Origin of the sequence: Clostridium sp. TW13 (assembly GCF_024345225.1) — a bacterium.
Taxonomy (GTDB): domain Bacteria; phylum Bacillota; class Clostridia; order Clostridiales; family Clostridiaceae; genus Inconstantimicrobium; species Inconstantimicrobium mannanitabidum.
The window spans coordinates 3,274,957-3,296,807 of sequence record NZ_BROD01000001.1 but is presented as its reverse complement, the minus strand read 5'-3'; the positions used below and the strand labels follow the sequence as shown (position 1 = coordinate 3,296,807).

The window sequence follows — 21,851 nt, the reverse complement described above, 5'->3', positions numbered from 1 at the left end:
GGAGGAATGGATGAATGTTATGTGCATTAATTATGGCTGGTGGTAAGGGAACTAGGTTTTGGCCCATTTCAACAGAAGATAAACCTAAGCAATTTTTAAACTTAATTAGTGAAAAGACAATGATACAAATGACTATAGATAGAATAAAGCCTATGATACCTATAGAAAGAATTTTTGTTTGTACTTCTCAGCAATATGTAGATTTATTATCAGAACAAATACCAGATTTACCAATAAGGAATATAATAATTGAACCAGAAGGTAGAAATACAGCACCATGTATAGCTTTATCTGCTTTGGTTATAAATAGATATTACAAGAATGCCAATATGATAGTTTTACCTTCAGATCATTTAATAAGAGATGAAGAGGAATTTAGAAAAATTCTAACTACAGGCAATAAATTTGTTGATATGAATCCTAAATCGATAGTAACTTTAGGAATGAAACCTTCTAGACCAGAAATAGGGTATGGTTATATTAAGTATACTGATGATAAACAAGTGGTAGATAATAGAAAAATAATAAAAGTAGAAAGTTTTGTAGAAAAACCTAGTTTAGAAAAAGCAAAACAATATTTGCAAGAAAGCAAATATTTATGGAATGGCGGCATGTTTCTTTGGAACACAAATGAAATTATAGATGAAATCAAAAAGTTTGAAGAGGATACATATGAAGCGTTACAGCATATAAGAGATATTAGTGAAGAAAAGCTTCAAGAAGAAATTAATAATAATTATAATAAAACTAGAGCTATTTCTGTTGATTATGCCATCCTTGAAAAATCAGATAACATATTTGTTATAGAGAGTGAATTTGGATGGGATGATATTGGTAGTTGGGAAGCGATAGAAAGGTATAGAGAAAAGGATACTAATAATAATATTTATATAGGGAATATAAAAGCAAATAATACAAAGAATAATATAATAGCAAGTTCTTCTAATAAGGTAATCATAAGTGATTTAAGTGATATATATTTAGTGGAAAATGATGGGTATATAATTATAGGGAAGAAAGAAAATATTAGTGAAGTAAGAAATTATAATATGAGTTAGTGTAAAATAATACGTTTTGTAAATTAGCCTAATTTAGGAGGAGTAAGAATGAAAGGTATAGTATTAGCAGGTGGTTCTGGTACTAGATTATATCCAGTAACTAAAGCTATGTCTAAGCAAATGGTTCCGATATATGACAAACCTATGATATATTATCCTATGTCTGTGTTAATGCTAGCTGGCATAAGAGATATATTAATAATATCCACTCAAAGAGATATAGTTCATTTTGAAGAGTTATTTAAAGATGGACGTGACTTAGGACTTAATATATCATATAAGGTTCAGGAACGGCCTAATGGACTTGCAGAAGCATTTATTATTGGTGAGGAGTTCATTGGAAATGATAATGTTGCTATGATCTTAGGAGATAACATTTTTTATGGGCAAAGTTTTTCTGCTCATTTAAAGCAAGCAGCAAAATTAGACAAAGGAGCTATTATATTTGGATATTATGTTAAAAATCCAAAAGCTTTTGGAGTTGTAGAATTTGACGAGTGTGGAAATGTAATATCTTTAGAAGAAAAACCAGAAAAACCAAAATCAAAGTATGCAGTTCCAGGTCTTTATTTTTATGATAATTCAGTGGTTGAAAAAGCAAAAGCTTTAAAACCATCTGAAAGGGGAGAATTAGAAGTAACTGATTTAAGTAAAATGTATATGGAAGAAGGGGAATTAAAGGTTAATCTTTTAGGAAGAGGTATGGCGTGGCTTGATACAGGAACACATGCATCTATGCTTCAAGCGTCTAACTTTGTTGAAGCAGTACAAAATACACAAGGTACATACATTGCTTGCTTAGAGGAAATAGCTTACAGGCAGAAATGGATAGATAAAGAAAAGGTAAGAGAATTAGCAGGTCCTTTAATGAAAACAAATTATGGAAAGTATCTTATTGATATAATTGAAGAAATATAAAATCTAATCTATATTTAGTAAAACATAAAGTATATTTAATTAGTAAAAAATAAAATTAAGTTTTAGAATATAAATAAGGTGGCTAAGATGAGTAAATTTAAATTTGTAGATACAGGAATAAAAGATTTATATATAATAGAACCTAATGTATTTGGTGATAACAGAGGGTATTTCATGGAAACTTATAATAAGCAAGATTTTCTACAGGCTGGGTTAACCATGGAGTTTGTACAAGATAATGAATCAAAGTCTTCAAAAGGGGTGTTAAGAGGATTACATTTTCAAACACAACATACTCAAGGGAAGCTTGTAAGAGTGACAAGCGGTGAAGTCTTCGATGTAGCTGTAGATTTAAGAAAAGGTTCTCCAACTTATGGGCAGTGGAAGGGCGTTTTGTTAACTGAAGAAAATAAAAAGCAATTTTATGTACCAGAAGGTTTTGCACATGGATTTTTAGTGGTATCAGATGAAGCAGTTTTTAACTATAAGTGTACAGATTTCTATGCACCTGAATTTGAAGGTGGTGTTATGTGGAATGATCCTGATATAGGTGTGGAGTGGCCGCTAGAAGGTATAAATGATATAATTTTATCAGATAAAGATGAAAAACATAAAAGTTTTAAAGAATTAGATTTGCCGTTTAAATATTAAGGAGAGATAATATTATGAAAACATATTTAGTTACAGGTGGAGCTGGATTTATAGGATCAAATTTCATTCTATATATGCTAAATAAATATGAACAGATAAAAATAATTAATTTAGACAAGTTGACTTATGCAGGAAATTTAGAAAATCTCAAGTCTATTGAAAATGATGAAAGATACATATTTATTCAGGGAGATATTTGCGATAATCAGTTAGTTTCAAATCTTTTTGAAAAGTATAAAATTGATTATGTAGCTCATTTTGCAGCAGAATCACATGTGGATAGAAGTATATTGGATCCAGGTATATTTGCCAAAACGAATGTTCTTGGAACTGTGAATTTATTAAATTGTGCTAAAAATGCATGGGAAACAACTGAAGGATGGAGAGAAGGGGTTAAGTTCCTTCATGTATCAACAGATGAGGTTTATGGATCTTTAGGCGAGGTAGGTTATTTTATGGAGACTACTCCGTTAGATCCACACAGTCCATATTCTTCAAGTAAGGCTGGTTCAGATTTAATGGTTAAGGCTTATTATGATACTTATAAAATGCCTATAAATATAACAAGATGTTCTAATAATTATGGTCCATTTCAATTTCCTGAAAAATTAATACCATTATTAATAAACAATTGCTTACATCATAAAGAGTTGCCTGTATATGGTGATGGAATGAATATTAGAGATTGGCTATTTGTAGAGGATCATGCAAAAGCAATCGATATGGTTATTAATGATGGTAGGATTGGAGAAGTTTACAATGTTGGAGGACATAATGAAAGAACTAACATACAGATAGTAAAAACAGTTATATCATATATTAATGAAAATGTGGATAAAGAAGTAACTGAAAACTTAATAAACTATGTAGAAGATAGAAAAGGTCATGACAGAAGATACGGGATAGCTCCAGACAAAATAAAAGAAGAATTAGGATGGTATCCAGAAACTACTTTTGAAGTTGGCATAAAGAAAACAATTAAGTGGTATTTGGATAATAAAGATTGGATGTACAATGTAACCTCTGGGGATTATCAAAAATATTATAGCAAAATTTATAAATAGTAATTGTATATAGTACAAATGAAAATATAAATAGTCATGCAATGTTATTTGGGCAGGTTATTATATGCCTGCTTTTTAAATTTATATAAAATTAAAAGTTGCAAATGATTCAGAAAAAGCAGATGCAAAAAATTTAATGAGGAATTTTCTGGATTTATAAAAAATAAGTAGAGCTATTATTTAAAATATAGAAAAATAGCATATTATGTGCTAAAATGTAGAGTGAAAATAATTTGTAAAATAGGAGGGGAAAATGAGAAAACTAAAAAGATCAGTTGCTATAATAATATCTATATTATTAATAGCTAATGTGATATGTATAAAAAATGTACAAGCATATGACGATGTTAATTTACTATCAAAGACTAGTATAACAGCAGAACAAGCAGCAGCTTGGGCTAAGGAAAAAGGAGCTACAAGTGAATTTATAAATCTTGCTCAACTATATTGGAAGTACTTTTCAACCCATGGAAATGTTAATCCAGCAATAGCATATGTTCAATCGGCATTAGAGACTGGATATGGAAAATTTGGTGGAGTTATAGATGCAACCTATAAAAATCCTTGTGGACTAAAGACAACACAAGGTGGAGATAACTCACTTCCAAGTTCACATGCAAAATTTGCAACTTGGGATTTAGGTGTACAAGCTCATTTGGATCATATAGCATTATATGCAGGTGCCTATGGTTATCCAAGGACTAATAATACTCCAGATCCAAGACATTTTTCCTATCTTAAGGGAATAGCTACAACTGTTACTCAGCTAGGAAGTAGCTGGGCATCAAATACAACATATGGTGATTCAATCTTAAAGTTATATTGGGAATTAAATGAAAAAGCTAATAATTTAAAACCTAATATGTATGTAGATTCTGTAAAGGATGGAGCAATAATAGAAGACACAACTTTTGTTGTAAGTGGTTGGGCATTAAATTTATCAGGTGTCAAAGAAATTCAAGTATATGTAGATAATATATTAAAAAATAAAACTACTGTTGGCGGAAGCAGATTAGATGTAGAAAAAGTTTTCCCAGAATACCCATATGCAGATACTAGTGGATATTCATGTAGGGTAGATGCAAGCCAATTATCATCAGGAATGAAAACATTAAGAGTTGTAGCAGTAGGAAATGATAACGCAAGTGCATCCATTTCTAGAACAATATATATAAGACCAAGCAGTCTGGCTCCTAGAATGAACGTAGATTCTCCAGCACAAAACACAAGTTTAAATACTGATAGTGTTAATATTAGAGGTTGGGCTTTAAATGGAACAGGTATAAAGAAAGTACAAGTATATGTAGATAATGTGTTAAAAGGTGAAACTACTGCATCACAAATTAGATGGGATGTAAGAAATGCTTTTCCTCAATATCCTAATGCACAATTAAGTGGATTCTCATATAACTTAAATACTAATTCATTATCAACAGGTCCAAAAACATTAAAGATTGTTACAATTGGAAATGATGGTAAAAGTACAACTAATTCTAGAACAATATATATAAGACCAAGCAGTCTGACTCCTAGAATGAACATAGATTCTCCAGTACAAAACACAGTTGTAAATAATGATAGTGTTAATATTAGTGGTTGGGCTTTAAATGGAACAGGCGTAAACAAAGTACAGGTGTATGTGGATAATGTATTAAAAGGTGAAACTACTGCATCACAAATTAGATGGGATGTAAGAAACGTTTTTCCTCAATATCCTAATGCACAATTAAGTGGATTCTCATATAACTTAAATACCCAATCATTAACATCAGGAGCAAAAACATTAAAAGTTATTGCTGTTGGCAATGATGGTAAGACTACTTATATGACAAAAAATATAACAATAAAACGACCATTACCTTTAATTATGAGATTAGATAGTGCTTCTCAGACACAGACTGTTAAAGGTGCTACTACTACTTTTACAGGGTGGGCTATAAATGGAGCCGGTATAAAAGAAGTAAGAATATATGTTGATGGCAATCAAGTAGGAACTACTAATGTAGGGTTAAGCAGAACAGACGTAGGTAATAGTTATTCTCAGTATCCTAATAGTGCAACAAGTGGATATAGTTATCAATTAAATATAGCACAATATTCACAAGGAAATAAGAACATAAAAGTAGTTGCAGTAGGAAATGATGGAGCTACTCAAGAAGCGTATACTACACTAAACATAGTTAAGCCGTTAATTGTGGTTGACCCAGGTCATAATCAAGGTGGAGATTATGGATGTGAATCAAAATTTGATGGGGTAACTTATTCTGAAACAACATTAACTATGCAGACAGCAGTTAAGCTTCAATCTGAACTTGTAAATAGAGGTTATAGAGTACAGCTTACAAGACAACCTTGGGATAACTTAACTGATGATATGACTACAAGTTTGCACAAAAGAGCTGATTTAGCTAATAGTTTAAAGGCAGATGCATTTATAAGCCTTCATTATAATTCTGCTGGCTCTTCTGCAAATGGAATTCAAACTTTCTATTCAACATATAAGCCAGGATTAAAGGATGTACAATCAGATCTTGCACCATTAACATCAGGGTATGATGGATACAAGGATACAAATCCAACTGCTGCTGGAATTAAGAGTAGAACTTTTGCTAAGAATGTGGAAAATGCATTGACAAGTAAATGTAATTACAACGCAATAGGATGGGATCAAGATCAACATGGATATCTTGACAGAAACTTATATGTTACTAAGTATACTAATATGCCAGCAACATTGATAGAATTAGGATTTTTAAGTAACTCTGGTGAAGCTAAAAGATGTGCTGATTCAAATGAACAATTGGCGAAGTCTAAGGTTATTGCTGATGAAGTAAGTAAAATGTTTTAATAATTAAAAAGTATGAATAGCTAACTAAGAATAGAGTATAAATCTATTTTAGTTAGCTATTTTTTTATTCTTTAGGAAATTATAATAGAATGAAATTTGTGTATAACTTATAAAAAGGCAATTTGATTAAATTTTGTATGGAAAAAGAATAAAAAAGAAATTATATTAGTATGCAAGTTTTTCCTATATTCACTCCAAAAGGCGGATTCGTAAAAAATCTTATAAATAATTTATCAATAAAGTTTTTGACAAAGTATGCGGATTTTATAGTATAATAGAATTAAATAAATTAAAATGATTTATTATTATTTAGTCAGTAATTTTAGATGGAGGCATGAATTATGAAAGTAAAAAAAGCTATTATTCCAGCTGCAGGGTTTGGAACAAGATTTTTACCTGCTACCAAAGCTCAACCTAAAGAAATGTTACCTATAGTAGATAAGCCAACTATACAATATATAATAGAGGAAGCAGTAAAATCAGGAATAGAAGAAATATTAATAATTACAGGAAGAAATAAAAAATGTATTGAAGATCATTTTGATAAATCAGTTGAACTAGAAATGGAACTTGAAAAGTCAGGTAAAAAAGAAATGCTTGAAATGGTTCAAGGAATTTCAGATTTAGTAGATATACATTATATAAGACAAAAGGAACCTAAGGGACTAGGAGATGCAATCTATTGTGCAAGAGCCTTTGTAGGCAATGAGCCATTCGCAGTATTATTAGGGGATGATGTAGTTTATAATGATGAAACTCCTTGCTTGAAACAATTAATAAATTGTTTTGATGAATATAAGACATCCATATTAGGGGTTCAAAGAGTTGGAAAACAAGATGTTTCAAAGTATGGTATTGTAAATGGTATAAATATAGAAGATAACGTATATAAAGTAAAAGACTTAGTTGAAAAACCAGCTGTAGAAGAAGCTCCAAGTGATGTAGCTATTTTAGGAAGATATATAATTACTCCAGCTATATTTGATATATTAAAGAATACTACTCCAGGTAAAAATGGAGAAATACAATTAACTGATGCTCTTAAAACATTAATGTCTCAGGAGGCTATGTATGCTTATAATTTTGAAGGTAAGAGATATGATTTAGGGGACAAACAAGGATTTTTACAAGCAACTATAGAGTTTGCATTAAGAAGATCTGATTTAAAAGAAGATTTTATTGAATATCTAAAAACAGAACCTTGGAATCAGGTTTAATTTTAAGATAAAAAAGCAATCTACACAAAAGTGTAGATTGCTTTTTAACTATTCTCTCTTATCCCATACTTATAGTTACCTACTGATAACATTAACTTTGGTGAACAATAGTTCTTATATTTTACATATTTAAAAGTTATTAATGAGGAATGAATCCAATCTTTTTTTGCATTTTTCTTAATGTTTTCATAGCAACATAGTTTGCCTTTTTAGCACCTTCTGTATATATCTCTTCCAAAGCTTTTTTATCTTCTAATAATGCTTTAACTTTGTTTTGTAATGGCTCTAATTCATCTATTAAGGCTTCAGTTACTGTATTTTTAAGTTCTGCATAACCTTTGCCTTCAAAATCCTTGATAACCTGTTCTGGAGTTGTACTCCTTAAGGCACAAAGTATATCTATTAGATTTTTTATTCCAGGTTGTTCGTTGCAATAGTTTATAACTCCAACTGTATCAGTAACAGCTCTAGCAATTTTTTTCTTAATCACTTCAGGTGAATCCATTAAGAATATTATTCCATTAACATTGTCTGCACTTTTAGACATTTTCTTTGTAGGATCTTGTAAATCCATTATTCTGGCTCCAGCTTTAGGAATGTATGGTTCAGGTATTTTAAATGTAGGACTATAATTATTGTTAAACCTGTTTGCTAAGTCTCTTGTTAGCTCTAAGTGTTGTTTTTGGTCTCCTCCAACAGGAACAAGATCAGTATTATATAATAGTATATCAGCTGCCATTAAATCAGGATAAGCTAATAATCCAGCACTTATTGATTCTCCGCCATATCTTTGAGATTTGTCTTTGAATTGAGTCATTCTTGAAAGTTCCCCCATGTAAGTATTACATGTTAATAGCCATGAAGCCTCACTATGAGCTGGTACATGAGATTGTATAAAGATAGTATTCTTGTTTGGATCAATGCCAGCGGCAATATAGATGCACATAAGCTCTAAAGTTCTTCTTCTTAAATCTGATGGAACTTGCTTAACAGTTATGGCATGAAGATCAACTATACAAAAATAACAATCGTATTCATCTTGTAGTTTAACCCAATTTTTCAATGAACCTAGATAGTTACCTATGGTTAGATCACCTGATGGTTGAATACCACTGAAAATTACTTTTTTATTTAATTCCTTGTTGTCTTCCATATAAACCTCCAATATAAATATATATAAATTAAAAACTCCTACTAGTCTATAGTAGGAGTAAAATTACAAAGAAGAATTATCTTTCTCTGCTGAATTTTTGAGCCTTTCTTGCTTTTCTGCATTCTGGGCATCTAACTGGATCGTTTTCAAATCCTTTTTCTTTGAAGAATTCTTGTTCTCCTACAGTGAAAACAAATTCCTTTCCACAGTCTTTGCATACGATAGTTTTGTCTTCCATTTATAGTTACCTCCTTTAAAATCCATAGGTATAATTTACAAAAAAACACTTTCCTCATTCTGTAAATTTGATTTTAAAGAATGGTAGATATCTCGTAAATTAGCCTAAAAACAAATTATTTTACACCCCAATTATACCATATTATAGGGTAAAAAAACAATAGTTTTGCCACCATAAATGAGCTAAATTCGTTTGAAAAATTTAATGCAAAATATCAATATTGGCACTAGTAAAAAGACGAATATTGCACAATATTGATAGATTTTTATTAGGGTAAAAAGTAGCAAAGTACTATTACTTATGTATCCGGATAAAAAGAATATAATTACAGTAATAAATGCTAAGATGCTTGTATTAGATGTCATCTTTTTGGGAAGTAAAAAGCTTAATGAAGCAAATGCTATAACATATTTTAACATGTACCCTGTGGTAAGCAAAAATAAAACAAAACCATCGCCATTTTCAATAATATTAGTGTAATTTAAAATTTGTGATTGAACAAATAGAGGATAAAAGATATTGGCAAATCTTCTTGGACCAAGAATAGCCATTCCACCTATCATAGAAAATAGATTTACTGATATTACTATTGCAAGAGCAATGAAAATATATTTTTTGGAGTTTTCTTTACTTTCTATGTTTTTGAATATGGGTAAAAGTATAGAAAAAGAACTTAATGAACCTAGTTGCAATAATAATGATTTGTAAAACCCAGGTCTTGCATAGTTGGTATAAAATACTGGCTTTAAATAAGCAAGACTTCTGTAAGGTTGAAGTAATATAGTTAATAGAATAAAAGCAGATATTAAAAAAAAGGTTGAAATCACCACAAACACATTAAGAGATCCTTGTTTTCTAGTAATGATATAAAAAGCGCTTCCTAAAAAAAACATCAATATAAATGGTGTAGGAGTATTTACAAAAACATTAGTACTTATAGCATTAGAAGAAATTGCAGCACTTCCAACTAAGCTGATAAATATCATAATACCAAAAATAAAAATATATATAGAACCTAGAAATTTTCCTAAGGAATCATATACAACTGCTTTAAAATCTCTATTTGGTAGCTTGATGTATATGGTGCTTATGAAAAAAAACGTAAGTAAGAATATAGCTGAAGCAATAATGCTTCCTATCCAGCTGTCCATTCCCCCCTCTTTAACAAATATAGAAGGGTAAACTAGTAATGATATTGAGCAAGTACTCACTACAAAAAATATAAAGTGTTTTGAGGTCATTGTTGTAGTTTTATACATTTTTTCACCATCCTTCAGATTAAATTATGAGTATATTATTCTCAAAAAATATGAATATTAAACTATATGAGAGAAATAATATTTTAAGGTGATGATGTATGAATAATAATTTAGAAAATTTAAAAAACAGATTAAAAGATAGTTTCGATGTCAAGTATCGTGAGGTGCAGACACCATTAGGACCGGCTACTGTAGCATTTACAGATGATCTTTGTTCAACAGATATAATGAGTCAATACATAATAGCTCCACTTATAGAAAAAAATCCAGACATAAAAACACTAGATGACATAATAAAGAAAAGTCTTAAGATAAATAACGTAGGTTATAGTAAGGATTTAGAAGATTCTATTTTTCATGTCTTGTCTGGAGATGTTGCTATTTTCTTTGATAACTTTTCGGAAGTAATATATTGTGAGGCAAAAGGTTTCGTAAAAAGAGGTGTCGGTGAACCAAGCGTAGAGTCAGTATTAAAGGGCCCCAGAGAAGGTTTCACAGAATCCATAGTTGATAATGTAGCTTTAATTAGAAAAAAGGCTAAAAACAGTGAGCTAAAATTTGAAGTTGTTAAGTCTGGAGAAGAATCTCAAACAGCTTTATGTATGAGCTATATTCAAGGAACTGCACCAAAGAAGTTAGTGGATTCAATTAGAAAAAAGCTTAATGATATGGATTATAGGTTTATCTTGGATACTAATTATGTTGAAGATAAGATTAAAAATACTAGTAGCTTATTTGATACTGTAGGATATTCAGAGAAGCCAGATGAAGTAGTATCGAAGCTTATGGAAGGAAGAATAGCAATTATAGTAGATGGAACGCCATCTGTATTAACTGTACCTCATTTTTTTATGGAGACTTTTCAAGCTCCAGATGATTATTATTTAAATAGGAGATTTGCTAATTTTAGCAGGATTTTAAGATGGATAGGACTATTTTTAGCAATATTTTTACCGGCAGCTTATGTTGCTTTTATAACTTATCATTTTTCACTAATACCGTCATTATTTGTATTTAGACTTGCGGTTGCAAGAGCAGGAGTTCCGTTTCCAACATATATAGAAGTTATTTTAGTAATGCTTTTCTTTCAATTGATTAAAGAGGCAGGATTAAGGTTGCCCAAACCTATAGGCGCAGCTATGAGTATAGTATCAGGCTTGATATTAGGAGATACAGCTGTTAAGGCAGGAATAGCATCAACCATAACAATACTTGTAGTTGCAATAAGTACTTTAAGCTATTTCTTGATTCCTAAAATATATGGAGCAATCTCATATTGGTCAATGATAATGGTGGTTTTCTCAACAGCCCTAGGATTACCAGGGTTCTTCATGGGACAGATGGTTTTTTTAGCCCATATAGCTTCTTTGGAAACAGCAGAATATAATTACTTATATCCATTGGGAACCGTAGAGGAGCATAAGTTTAATGACATAATTTTCAGGGGTAAGTTAGATGAAATCTCATCCCCTATAATAAAAAGTCAGGGGGACAATAAATGAAAAGTAATAAATTCATAAAATCAGTATCATTGATAATAATTTTAAGCATATCTCTATCAGGATGTTTTAATTATAGGGATATAAACAAGGTTGTCTTTGCAACAGCGGCTTTGTTTGATGTGAATGAAAAAGGAAATATTGTGATATATTTAGATTGTATAACCCCTTATAGAAGTAAAAATGAAAGTTCTGAGAAGGGAAAGAGAGAATTATTTAAAGGTGAAGGAAGTTCAGTTTTGGAAGCAGCTCAGAAAATAAATATGGCTAGTAGCTATGAAGTTAATTTATCACAATGTAGATCGTATATTTTTACAGATAATGCTGCAAGACGAGGAATTAAGAATTATGTTGATGTAATGAATAGATCTCAGCAATACATAGTAAGACCTTATTTATTAGTTTATAAAGGTCAAGTACAGGATTTGTTTAGTAAGGCTTATGGTGAAGAAGAAAACATAGGCTTTTATATTGATGATATAGTTACCAAAACTAAGAACAATCCATCAGCTATAGGAACAACAATTAACGAGTATATAAGTAAATCAACTATGAATTATAAAGATATAGTTGTGGGTGAATTAGGAGTGAAAAGTGATCTAAATAAATCAAGGTTAGAACTTAATGGTGCAGCAGTATTTAGAGATGATACAATGGTGGCAGAGATGAATCCTGATGATATTGCAAATTATAAATATTTAAATGGAGTATCTAGTACAGGGGTTATAAAAGTTAAAAATCCTATGGATGAAAATAAAACTATAAGTCTTCAAATTATAAGTTCAAAAGCAGTTACAAACTTAAAGTACATTGATGGAAAATTTGAACTAAATAAAGATATTTGGATTAAGTGTAATGTTGGTGAAGTACAAGGAACATTTAATTCACTTGCAGAGATGAGTGATAAATTGAAATTAGAAGCAGAAACTTATCTAAATAAACAAGTATATGATACCTTTGAAAAGTATAAACTTAAAGGTGTAGATATTTTTGAGATAGATAAATTAGTAAAAGAAAAATATAAGTATGAAAAGTTTCCTAAAGACCCTATAATGATGACTCAACTTAAATGTAAGATCAATATTGAATTGGTGGGTACTGGAATAATTGAAGCTACATATTAGAAAAAACATCTGAATTTTTGTAATATAACTTGAATGAAAATATATTGTTAATTACAATTGGTTGGTGGTATAATTAAAACAAATGGTATAGAAATAGAAGAAGTTCTAATTATAGGAATTTATTGTAGTGAGATTAATAGAATGTTTAGTTTTATGCTTCATAAATTTGCAAATTTTGTGGTATAAAAATTTTTATGCAAGGTATAGCATTAGCATGGGGAGTTGTATATGGAAGATTACAAATTGCTTTACGAAGAAATGTTGCGCAAATTTACTCAATATAAAATTTCTGTGGAAAAAGAAATACAAAAGTTAAAACTTCAAAATTTGGAAGTGGAGCAAAAATTAAATAATATAAGCAATATAGTTGAAATTGGAAAGTATATTAACTCAAGTATATCTAGTGATAATCTAACATCTAGGATAAATGATATGATAGTTGGGATTTTTGGGGCTACATATTCCACAATATATCTTAATAAGGATGGGGAGATGGCTGTTAAAGTCACAAATTCTAATATATGCGAAAAACCTAGTAAGGAAATAGAATTATATATTAGATCTGGGCGAGAGTTTGTAATCAACTATGAGAGTGGAATTTACCCAAATGAAAGTGTAAAGAGTAACATACATTCTATAATGGGGACTCCTATATGCATTAGGAATGAATTAGTAGGGTATATAGTGGTTGAACATACTTTAATGGATTTTTTTGAAAAAGAAAACCTTAAGTTTATGGCGGGGATAGCTTCTCAAACAGCTATAGCTATAGAAAATGCAAACTTGTACGGAAAACTGCAGGAAGTAGCCATAAAGGATCCACTTTTATCTATTTACAATAGAAGGTATTTTTATAATTTTATTGAGTGTAGAATGAACTTAAATAAAAAGAGAAGATTTTCAATTGTTATGATAGATATTGATGATTTTAAAGTAGTAAACGATACTTATGGGCATCAATGTGGAGATGAAGTTTTAAGATTTGCAACAGAGATTATTAAGCAACATCTAAGTGAAACAGATATCTTAGCAAGATATGGTGGAGAAGAGATAATAATATATATAGAAGAATTTGAAAATGAAGACAGAGTGTTTGAGAGGATTGAGGGAATAAGACAGCACTTGTGTAGCGAGAGAGCAGGAAATTCGCAGGTTCCTATATATATAACTGCAAGTTTTGGAATAAGTTTCTATCCCAATGATGGAGACGAATTGGATGACGTTGTAGAAGTAGCAGATAAAATGTTATACAAGGTAAAGCAGAATAATAAAAATGGAGTTTTAAGTTCTGCAAAAGAGTGCGTTTTTTAAGAAATTTTGTTGCGTATAGAATTTCTTATGTTTGTCTAAATTTTACTATAATCTTGATAATATTTTGTTTTGCTTATATACTATAAGTATATTATGTGATTTTGTTACAACTTTATTTTGAAAAATCTTTTAGGTAAGAAATCAAAATACGATAGATTACATTTTAATTTATCGTATTTTGTTATAATAAATGAAGGGGTAATTTAAAAAAAATTTGGAGGGATTTTATATGGCTAACATATTAGATGAGCTTTTAGAACGTGGATACATAAAGCAGTTTACTCATGAAGACGAAACAAGAGAATTACTTGAGAAAGAAAAGGTTACATTTTATATAGGATTTGACCCTACTGCAGATTCTCTACATGTAGGGCATTTTATTGCAATGATGTTTATGGCACATATGCAAAAAGCAGGGCACAGACCAATCGCCTTACTTGGAGGCGGTACGGCTATGGTTGGTGATCCGAGCGGTAAAACTGATATGAGACAAATGTTAACAAAAGAACAAATTGAACATAATGTTTCTTGTATAAAGAAACAAATGGAAAGATTTATAGACTTTTCAGATGGCAAGGCATTATTATTAAATAATGCAGATTGGTTAATGAATCTTAATTATGTAGATTTTCTAAGAGATGTTGGAACTCATTTCTCTGTAAATAGAATGTTAACAGCTGAATGCTTCAAACAAAGACTTGAAAAAGGATTAAGCTTTTTAGAGTTTAATTATATGCTAATGCAAGGGTATGATTTCTATCATCTAAATCAAGAATTTAATTGTAAGATGGAGTTAGGTGGAGATGATCAGTGGTCAAACATGATAGCTGGTGTAGAACTTATAAGAAGAAAGGCTCAACAACCTGCCTTTGCCATGACTTGTACTTTGCTTACTAATAGTGAAGGTAAGAAAATGGGTAAGACAGTTAATGGAGCTCTTTGGCTAGATCCGGAGAAGACATCACCATATGAATTTTATCAGTATTGGAGAAACATAGCAGATGCAGATGTAGAAAAATGTTTAGCATTATTGACATTTTTACCAATGGATGAAGTAAGAAGACTTGGTTCATTAAAAGATGCTGCAATAAATGAAGCTAAAACTGTTCTTGCTTATGAAATTACTAAGCTTGTACATGGTGAAGAAGAAGCTACAAAGGCAAAATCAGCTGCAGAAGCATTATTTTCAGCAGGTAGTGATATGAGTAATGTGCCAACAGTAACAGTATCTAAAGATATGCTTAATAAGGCTATAGTAGATATTTTAGTAGAAACTAATATAATGACATCAAAGGCTGAAGCAAAGAGATTAGTTCAGCAAGGGGGATTGTCCATAAATGGAAATAAGGTGGATGATTTCAAGAGAGAATTAGTTGAAAGTGATTTTGAAGATGGAGTAGCACTTGTTAAAAGAGGCAAGAAGAACTATAACAAAATTGTTCTTGAATAGAAATTAACTAAGTTAACTTGAGAATTAAGAAGTTTCTTTGTAAGATTTTTTACAAATAATCATAATAAAAAAGTAGAAGTTTTTTAATTTCTACTTTTTTGCTATACTAAAGATAGTTAATTATAGTGGTGCAAATATATAAACATATAATTTTTGTAATGAAATATCAGCATTAATTACATATTTAAAGTTATTGGTTTATTATTAAGATTTTTATTAATAATTACGATAAATATAGTATGTTTAAAGTTCAAATAGACGTTATTATGAAAGGGGGGAGTATAATATGCCATCAATTTTGAATGTTAATAATTATAGTAATAATAATGATAGGAAGTTATCAAGTAAGCTAAGCTTTGATGTAGGTGAGAAATTCACTGGCAAAATAGTAAATATTGATGAAAAGGCTAAAGAAGTAACAGTTAGATTGTCAGATGGTTGGCAATTTACAGCAGAAATAAGTGAAGATATATCTAGATTGTCTGACTTGGTAGCTAAATTTCAAGTAGATGGTTTTCAAGATGGAAAACTGAAGCTTAAATTAGTGAGAAATGATGGAGAAGGTAAGAATCAAGGAGATGTATTTGAGGATTTCCTTAAAAGTCAGGGATTATCTAAAGATGATGTTGATATATTAAAAGAAATGCTTAGCCACGGTATGCAAGCCTCAAAAGAGGATATAGCTAAATTGAAAGGGATACTTAATTTTAAAGAAGACTTAACACAGAATCCCGAAACAGCTAATAAGTTTATTGAAAAGTATATTTCAAGTAAGCAGATTGATTCAAGTTCTCCAGAAGCGGTTAATATTAGAAATACCCTTTCGGAATTTTTTGATGAATTCAAGACGTTAACAGATAAAGAAGTATTTTTATTTTTAGAGTGTGATATTGATTTTAATGCTGAAAACATAAATGCTTTTAAAAATATAACTAAAAAAGATGGTGAATTGTTTAATAGCATATCGCAGTTTAAGGATGAGCTTAGTCAGATAGAACCAAAGACTATTGAAATGAATGAAGGGTTAACAAATCAAACAAATGAGTCAGGGAATGTTGAAAAGAATTCAGGAAAAAATGATAATGTTCAAAATGAAATGATAGAATCTTCTAATGAAAACATATCTAGAAGTGGTGAGGTTAATCTATATTCTGATAAAGCTGTTAAAGCTAGAGCATTAACTGATATATATAATGCTAACAAAGAAACTAAAATTAATATGATGGGACTGTTAAAAGCGATTGCAGCTAATGATTCTGATATATTGAAATATGTTGTTAGTGATGTGCTGCTAAATGATAAAACGTCGATGGACAAACCTGCTTTGAGTGATAAAATACAAAATAAGTTAGTTAATTTATCTGATAAGGAAATAATATTAAAGTTTAAACAAGAAGCAGCAGCAACTGGATCTAAAGTACAAGATATTAATAAAGGTAATTTACAGAAAGTATTAAGTGGTATTTTTCAGGAAGATATAAAATTAAATGATAAGCAGGCAGATAAGATTGAAAATGCTTTAAAGTATCTAGTCGATTCTAAGATTTTAGAAGATAAAGATCAAATAGATAGTAAGGCTAATAGTAATAATTCTAATGTGTCTGATAAAGAAAATTTAAATAATAAAAATATAAGCAGTGTAAATAATGATGAAGGTAAATCTTTGAATAATGAAGAAAACTTATTGCCTAACAAAAGCAGTAGTATTAATGATTCAAGACAAGCTACAAAGGATACTGCTAACTTAGAAAAAGAGCCTCAAAATGAGAAACAAGATGTAAATGCTGGCAATGAAAATGAAATTTCACAAGGTAGAGGGAAATCTGACATTGCTAATGATAAAAATGCTGTAAACAACACTAATAGTCAGGAAGGTAAAACTTTAAAGAATGAAGAAAGTTCACCAATGGCTGGAAGTGAAACTGATAAAAGTGATGATAGAACATTAAATAATAGTAATAAGAATATACACGAAGAGAATAATAAAAGTAATAATATTAATGATTCAAGGCAAACTACTAAGGATATTGGTAGTTTACAAAAAGAACTTGGAAGTGAGAAACAAGTGAATTTACAAAAAGCATCAATAATTCATAGCGAAATTACTTCTCAAGAAATAGTAAAGCAAGCAATTACTGATAAATCAGAAGAAATTAAATCAATTATAAAAGATGTAATTAAGAATATAAAAACTGATAATGAGCAGTTGACTAATAAAGTGTTTGAGATGGTGAAAGATAAGATAACTGAGTTTAAAGTTTATAATTCACTTAGTAATGAATATTACTATATGGATATACCAGTAAATTTAACTCAAGGGGACTATCCATGCAAACTTATTATAAAAGATAATAGAAAAGACGGAAAGAAGATTGACTCTACCAACTTGAAATTAGTAGTAAGTGTAAGAACAATCACAATAGGAGTAGTTGATGCTTATATTGGGGTGAAAAATAAACATCTTAATATTGACATGAAGTGTGAAGGCGAATTTGCAAAGATTTTGTCATTAGGAAAACAAAAATTAAGAAAAGATTTAAATGTACTTGGATACAGTGCAGATATTTCTGTATCAGAAAAGATAAAAGAAGCAACATTATCTAACTGCTCAGAATTCTTTAATGATACTACAATAGCTGTGTTGGATACTAAGGTATAATAAATCGTGTAAGGTGATAATATTATGAATCAAAGAAGAAAGGCAGCAGCCTTAAAATATGAAAAGAACTTTGAAGCACCGATTGTTACAGCAGCGGGTATGGGACAAATTGCAGAAAAAATAATTGCAAAAGCGCAGGAAAGTGATGTGCCAATAGTGTATAATAAAGAACTAACTGATTTATTATGCAACATTGATATTGGTGAAGAAATTCCTACAGAGATATATGAAGCTGTTGCCCACATAATAGCTTATGTTACTGATATAGATAAGTTTAATGGTGCTTCCAAATAAATTCATTTTTATTGATTTACACTGAGATATGTATTAAAATTAGGATTTATGGTTTATTTGTTAAAACATATATAGTTTAATAATAAAAATTAATTAGAAAGGTTAAGTAAATAATATGGCATTATATGCAATATCAGATCTTCATCTAGCGTTTAATAGTGATAAGCCTATGGATATATTTGGACAACATTGGTTTAAGCACGATGAGACTATTAGAGCAAATTGGCTTAATAAAATACAAGAGCAGGACACAGTATTGATTGCGGGAGATATTTCTTGGTCAATGAAGCAAGATGAAAGTAAGTTAGATTTAGACTGGATAAATTCTTTGCCAGGCAGAAAAATAATAAGCAAGGGTAATCATGATTACTGGTGGACCAGTATATCTAAACTTAATAGTTTATATGACAATACTAAGTTTATACAAAATAATTATTATAATTATGAGAACTGGGCAATATGTGGAACCAGAGGGTGGATATGCCCTGGGACATCTAATTTTACATCCCATGATGAAAAAGTTTATAAACGAGAATTAATCAGATTAACACTATCATTAGAAGCAGCAAAAAAAGCAGGTTATGAGAAATTTATATGTATGCTTCATTATCCTCCAACGAATGATAAGTTTGAAGAATCTGGATTTACAGAAATATTCAAAGAATTTGGCGTGAAGAAAGTGATCTACGGACATATACATGGTCCAGCATTAAATAAGTTAATGGATAGAGAGAGGGATGGCATACAGTATATTATGACAGCCTGCGACTATATTAAATTTGATCCTATAAAAATAGATTTATAAAATGGTAAATAGATGATATAAGTAAATCCTCAAGATAGATTACTAACAGAGTTAAATAATTAATTACATTTAATTCTATTAGTATAAAATATCTGAGGATCTTTTTCTTTTTATATAACTATTTTGTTTGTAGTACTATTTTAATGAAGCTTTTATTTCTTCAACTGAGTCAGTTAAGTTATCTAAGTATTTAGATTCTTCTTTTAATGTGCTAACTAATTTATCAGTTAAATTATTATGTTTTGTTACATTTTCAGTTGCTCTATCAAATGCTGTACCAAGGAGATTCTTCTTCTCAGAAGATGTCACTAAGTTAGTTATACATACTTCAATTTCATCACTTGCTTCACCAGTTGCTTTCTTTATGTTAACGAAAGTTGTTTTAGTTTCTGATATAGAAGAATGTTGAGAATTAATGGCTTCAGTGCCAGAATTCATAGCTTTTGAAGCATTTAATATATCAACTTTGATTTCATCCAATATTGAAGTTATGCTTTGAACAGCTTGTTTAGAATTTTCAGCTAGTTTTCTAACTTCACCAGCAACAACACTAAAACCTTTTCCAGCTTCACCAGCTCTAGCAGCTTCAATAGCAGCATTAAGTGCAAGTAGATTTGTTTGAGTTGCAATTTGGCTGATAGAGTCTGTTATCATATTTACAGATTCCAATTTTGAAACAAGGTCGTTAACTGTGGATGAAGAAACAGTAAATGCTTCTTTTAAATTTTCAAGAGAAGTGTCTAAAGTTTTTATTGTAGTAATACCGTTGTTAGCCAACTTATCTGTATCAAGAATCATAGAATGTACATTTGTTACATTTTCTGCTAGTAACTCCATTTCAGAATTAAGATCTGAAATGATTGATCCCACACCAGATAACCCGTCTATGCTAGAGTTAAAGTGGCTTGATAAGGTATTAGCTATATCACATGATTCTTTTATACAATCAGTAATTGAATTGGAGTTTGTATGTAAGTTATCTAAAGCTTCTGATACATCATTTGATGAAGAAGCAAAATAATTTACAGGTATCTCTGAATCTATTATAGTATTATCTACTGTTATATCATTTTTATGATTTTTGTTCTTTGCAAATAGTGACATTAAAATTCCCCCTCAATTTAATCATAAATATGATTAAATTATAACATAATATGTCGACGTATTATATATTATCACAAAAAAAATTATTATTTTTGTAAAGGTATATTAGGCGAATTGTGGTTATTGTCAGCAGCTTCTTTAGCCAAGTTTCTCATATTTCTTGCCATTTCTTTCACTCTAGCAGGAGCTATAGTACTTACTATTATGTTTCCTAACCAAAGCATAGATTTCTCATAATCGCCAGTTCTTCTATATAGTTCGCCTATTAGGTACATAAGAGAATGTTGGTCCATTCCGAATATTGGGAATGGTTCTGATTCATATGCTTCTAAAAATCCGTTTAATGCTTTTCCTAAAAATGATATCTCGTTTTTCTCATCTTCTAGTAGACGATACATCCAAGCTATTTTAAGTGAAATCATAGCCATTACACTATTTCTAGATTCAGATACAATTGCATTTACTAATGCCAATTTGTACCTTTGAATAGCTATTTTTTCATCAAATAATTCAGGAAAAGATTGGCCTTTCCAATTTATTGATATGTTTTTTTGAATCAGTTCTTTTTGGAAAGAACGTAATTTTTCAAAATTGCTTTTCATAGCTGCATAACCGCAACATGGGCATATCCAAACATCATAGAAATACGGATCAATTTTTGTATATCTAATAAAGAAATCAGAATCCTTTGATTGTATTCTGGGTCCATGTACCTTAACTACCTTAGTTGAAAAGTCAAATTCACATACAGGACAATGAACTTTTTTATCGTATAGTAAGTCGTTTATATCAACGTTTTTGTCATTTAGCATCACTATCTATGCCTCCTACGATTAAGGTAATATATGATTGAGTAAAATTAATTTATGTAAGTCCATAAATTAAATTATGGTAACTGTCTAATAAAGATGCTTTACTAAATTAATATTACTATATAATTTTGTTACAATAATATATTATATTAATATGAGAGAAAATAATAGGGTTAATTCAATTTTTTTATTGGTAAATATTATTTTTAATTCTATTTAAAATTTGATATAATCTTATTGTTAACTAGTTTATAATTAGTTAAATTATCAGTTGAATTGTATGTATGTTGAAATTTTATTTATAATTAATATCAAGTTTGCTAAATTAGTACTGATATTATTTGTATATATTAAATATTAAATATTAGTGATTGAATAGTATAAATA

18 protein-coding genes are annotated in these 21,851 nt (G+C 29.8%); 13 read left to right on the top strand and 5 right to left on the bottom strand.

The genetic code is table 11. The features are described 5' to 3' along the window. Positions 1-14: 14 nt before the first annotated feature. The 6 genes from OCU47_RS15390 (at position 15) to galU (ending at position 7,756) form a co-directional block, all read left to right on the top strand. Positions 15-1,058 carry a mannose-1-phosphate guanylyltransferase gene (locus OCU47_RS15390; protein ID WP_261829492.1) on the top strand — a complete coding sequence of 348 codons (1,044 nt, stop codon included), beginning with the start codon at positions 15-17 and terminating at the stop codon, positions 1,056-1,058. A 48-nt stretch (positions 1,059-1,106) separates the two neighbouring features. Next, complete coding sequence (gene rfbA, locus OCU47_RS15385) at positions 1,107-1,976, top strand: glucose-1-phosphate thymidylyltransferase RfbA (RefSeq protein WP_261829491.1); 870 nt, start codon at positions 1,107-1,109, stop codon at positions 1,974-1,976. A gap of 87 nt (positions 1,977-2,063) precedes the next feature. After that, on the top strand, positions 2,064-2,627 hold the full coding sequence (rfbC, locus tag OCU47_RS15380; protein ID WP_261829490.1) for a dTDP-4-dehydrorhamnose 3,5-epimerase: 564 nt from the start codon (positions 2,064-2,066) through the stop codon (positions 2,625-2,627). Positions 2,628-2,641: 14 nt separating this feature from the next. Further along, a complete protein-coding gene (rfbB, locus tag OCU47_RS15375; protein ID WP_261829489.1) occupies positions 2,642-3,691 on the top strand; it encodes a dTDP-glucose 4,6-dehydratase in 1,050 nt (349 codons plus the stop codon). Positions 3,692-3,944: 253 nt separating this feature from the next. Then, complete coding sequence (locus OCU47_RS15370) at positions 3,945-6,539, top strand: N-acetylmuramoyl-L-alanine amidase (protein ID WP_261829488.1); 2,595 nt, start codon at positions 3,945-3,947, stop codon at positions 6,537-6,539. Between the two features lie 341 nt (positions 6,540-6,880). Continuing rightward, positions 6,881-7,756 (top strand): UTP--glucose-1-phosphate uridylyltransferase GalU, encoded by an 876-nt coding sequence (gene galU, locus OCU47_RS15365; RefSeq protein ID WP_261829487.1) that lies wholly within the window; start codon positions 6,881-6,883, stop codon positions 7,754-7,756. Between the two features lie 139 nt (positions 7,757-7,895). Here the strand turns inward: galU and trpS are convergent, their stop codons facing one another. The 3 genes from trpS to OCU47_RS15350 all read right to left on the bottom strand — a co-directional run bounded on the left by trpS (position 7,896) and on the right by OCU47_RS15350 (position 10,388). Beyond that, positions 7,896-8,909, bottom strand: a complete 1,014-nt coding sequence (gene trpS, locus OCU47_RS15360) for a tryptophan--tRNA ligase (RefSeq protein WP_261829486.1) — start codon at positions 8,907-8,909, stop codon at positions 7,896-7,898. Between the two features lie 76 nt (positions 8,910-8,985). Continuing rightward, complete coding sequence (locus OCU47_RS15355) at positions 8,986-9,147, bottom strand: zinc-ribbon domain-containing protein (RefSeq protein ID WP_261829485.1); 162 nt, start codon at positions 9,145-9,147, stop codon at positions 8,986-8,988. A gap of 182 nt (positions 9,148-9,329) precedes the next feature. Next, a complete protein-coding gene (locus OCU47_RS15350; protein ID WP_261830642.1) occupies positions 9,330-10,388 on the bottom strand; it encodes a GerAB/ArcD/ProY family transporter in 1,059 nt (352 codons plus the stop codon). A 116-nt stretch (positions 10,389-10,504) separates the two neighbouring features. On the opposite strand from OCU47_RS15350, the gene OCU47_RS15345 reads away from it, so the two are divergent. The 7 genes from OCU47_RS15345 to OCU47_RS15315 all read left to right on the top strand — a co-directional run bounded on the left by OCU47_RS15345 (position 10,505) and on the right by OCU47_RS15315 (position 19,548). Then, positions 10,505-11,908: a spore germination protein gene (locus OCU47_RS15345; RefSeq protein WP_261829484.1), complete on the top strand. Its 1,404-nt coding sequence runs from the start codon at positions 10,505-10,507 to the stop codon at positions 11,906-11,908. Further along, complete coding sequence (locus OCU47_RS15340) at positions 11,905-13,029, top strand: Ger(x)C family spore germination protein (protein WP_261829483.1); 1,125 nt, start codon at positions 11,905-11,907, stop codon at positions 13,027-13,029. The genes OCU47_RS15345 and OCU47_RS15340 overlap by 4 nt, the downstream gene beginning before the upstream one ends. 228 nt (positions 13,030-13,257) lie before the next feature. Continuing rightward, a complete protein-coding gene (locus OCU47_RS15335) occupies positions 13,258-14,340 on the top strand; it encodes a sensor domain-containing diguanylate cyclase (protein ID WP_261829482.1) in 1,083 nt (360 codons plus the stop codon). A gap of 229 nt (positions 14,341-14,569) precedes the next feature. After that, complete coding sequence (gene tyrS / locus OCU47_RS15330) at positions 14,570-15,790, top strand: tyrosine--tRNA ligase (protein ID WP_261829481.1); 1,221 nt, start codon at positions 14,570-14,572, stop codon at positions 15,788-15,790. A gap of 286 nt (positions 15,791-16,076) precedes the next feature. Continuing rightward, complete coding sequence (locus OCU47_RS15325) at positions 16,077-18,449, top strand: hypothetical protein (protein WP_261829480.1); 2,373 nt, start codon at positions 16,077-16,079, stop codon at positions 18,447-18,449. Positions 18,450-18,473: 24 nt separating this feature from the next. Beyond that, on the top strand, positions 18,474-18,743 hold the full coding sequence (locus OCU47_RS15320; RefSeq protein ID WP_261829479.1) for an EscU/YscU/HrcU family type III secretion system export apparatus switch protein: 270 nt from the start codon (positions 18,474-18,476) through the stop codon (positions 18,741-18,743). 115 nt (positions 18,744-18,858) lie between these two features. Beyond that, positions 18,859-19,548, top strand: a complete 690-nt coding sequence (locus OCU47_RS15315) for a metallophosphoesterase (RefSeq protein ID WP_261829478.1) — start codon at positions 18,859-18,861, stop codon at positions 19,546-19,548. Positions 19,549-19,683: 135 nt separating this feature from the next. On the opposite strand, the gene OCU47_RS15310 is transcribed toward OCU47_RS15315, so the two are convergent. Both OCU47_RS15310 and OCU47_RS15305 read right to left on the bottom strand, forming a co-directional pair. After that, on the bottom strand, positions 19,684-20,652 hold the full coding sequence (locus OCU47_RS15310) for a methyl-accepting chemotaxis protein (RefSeq protein ID WP_261829477.1): 969 nt from the start codon (positions 20,650-20,652) through the stop codon (positions 19,684-19,686). A gap of 86 nt (positions 20,653-20,738) precedes the next feature. Continuing rightward, the gene (locus OCU47_RS15305; protein ID WP_261829476.1) at positions 20,739-21,464 is read right to left on the bottom strand and encodes a DUF2225 domain-containing protein; all 726 of its coding nucleotides are present in this window, start codon (positions 21,462-21,464) and stop codon (positions 20,739-20,741) included. Positions 21,465-21,851: the final 387 nt, after the last annotated feature.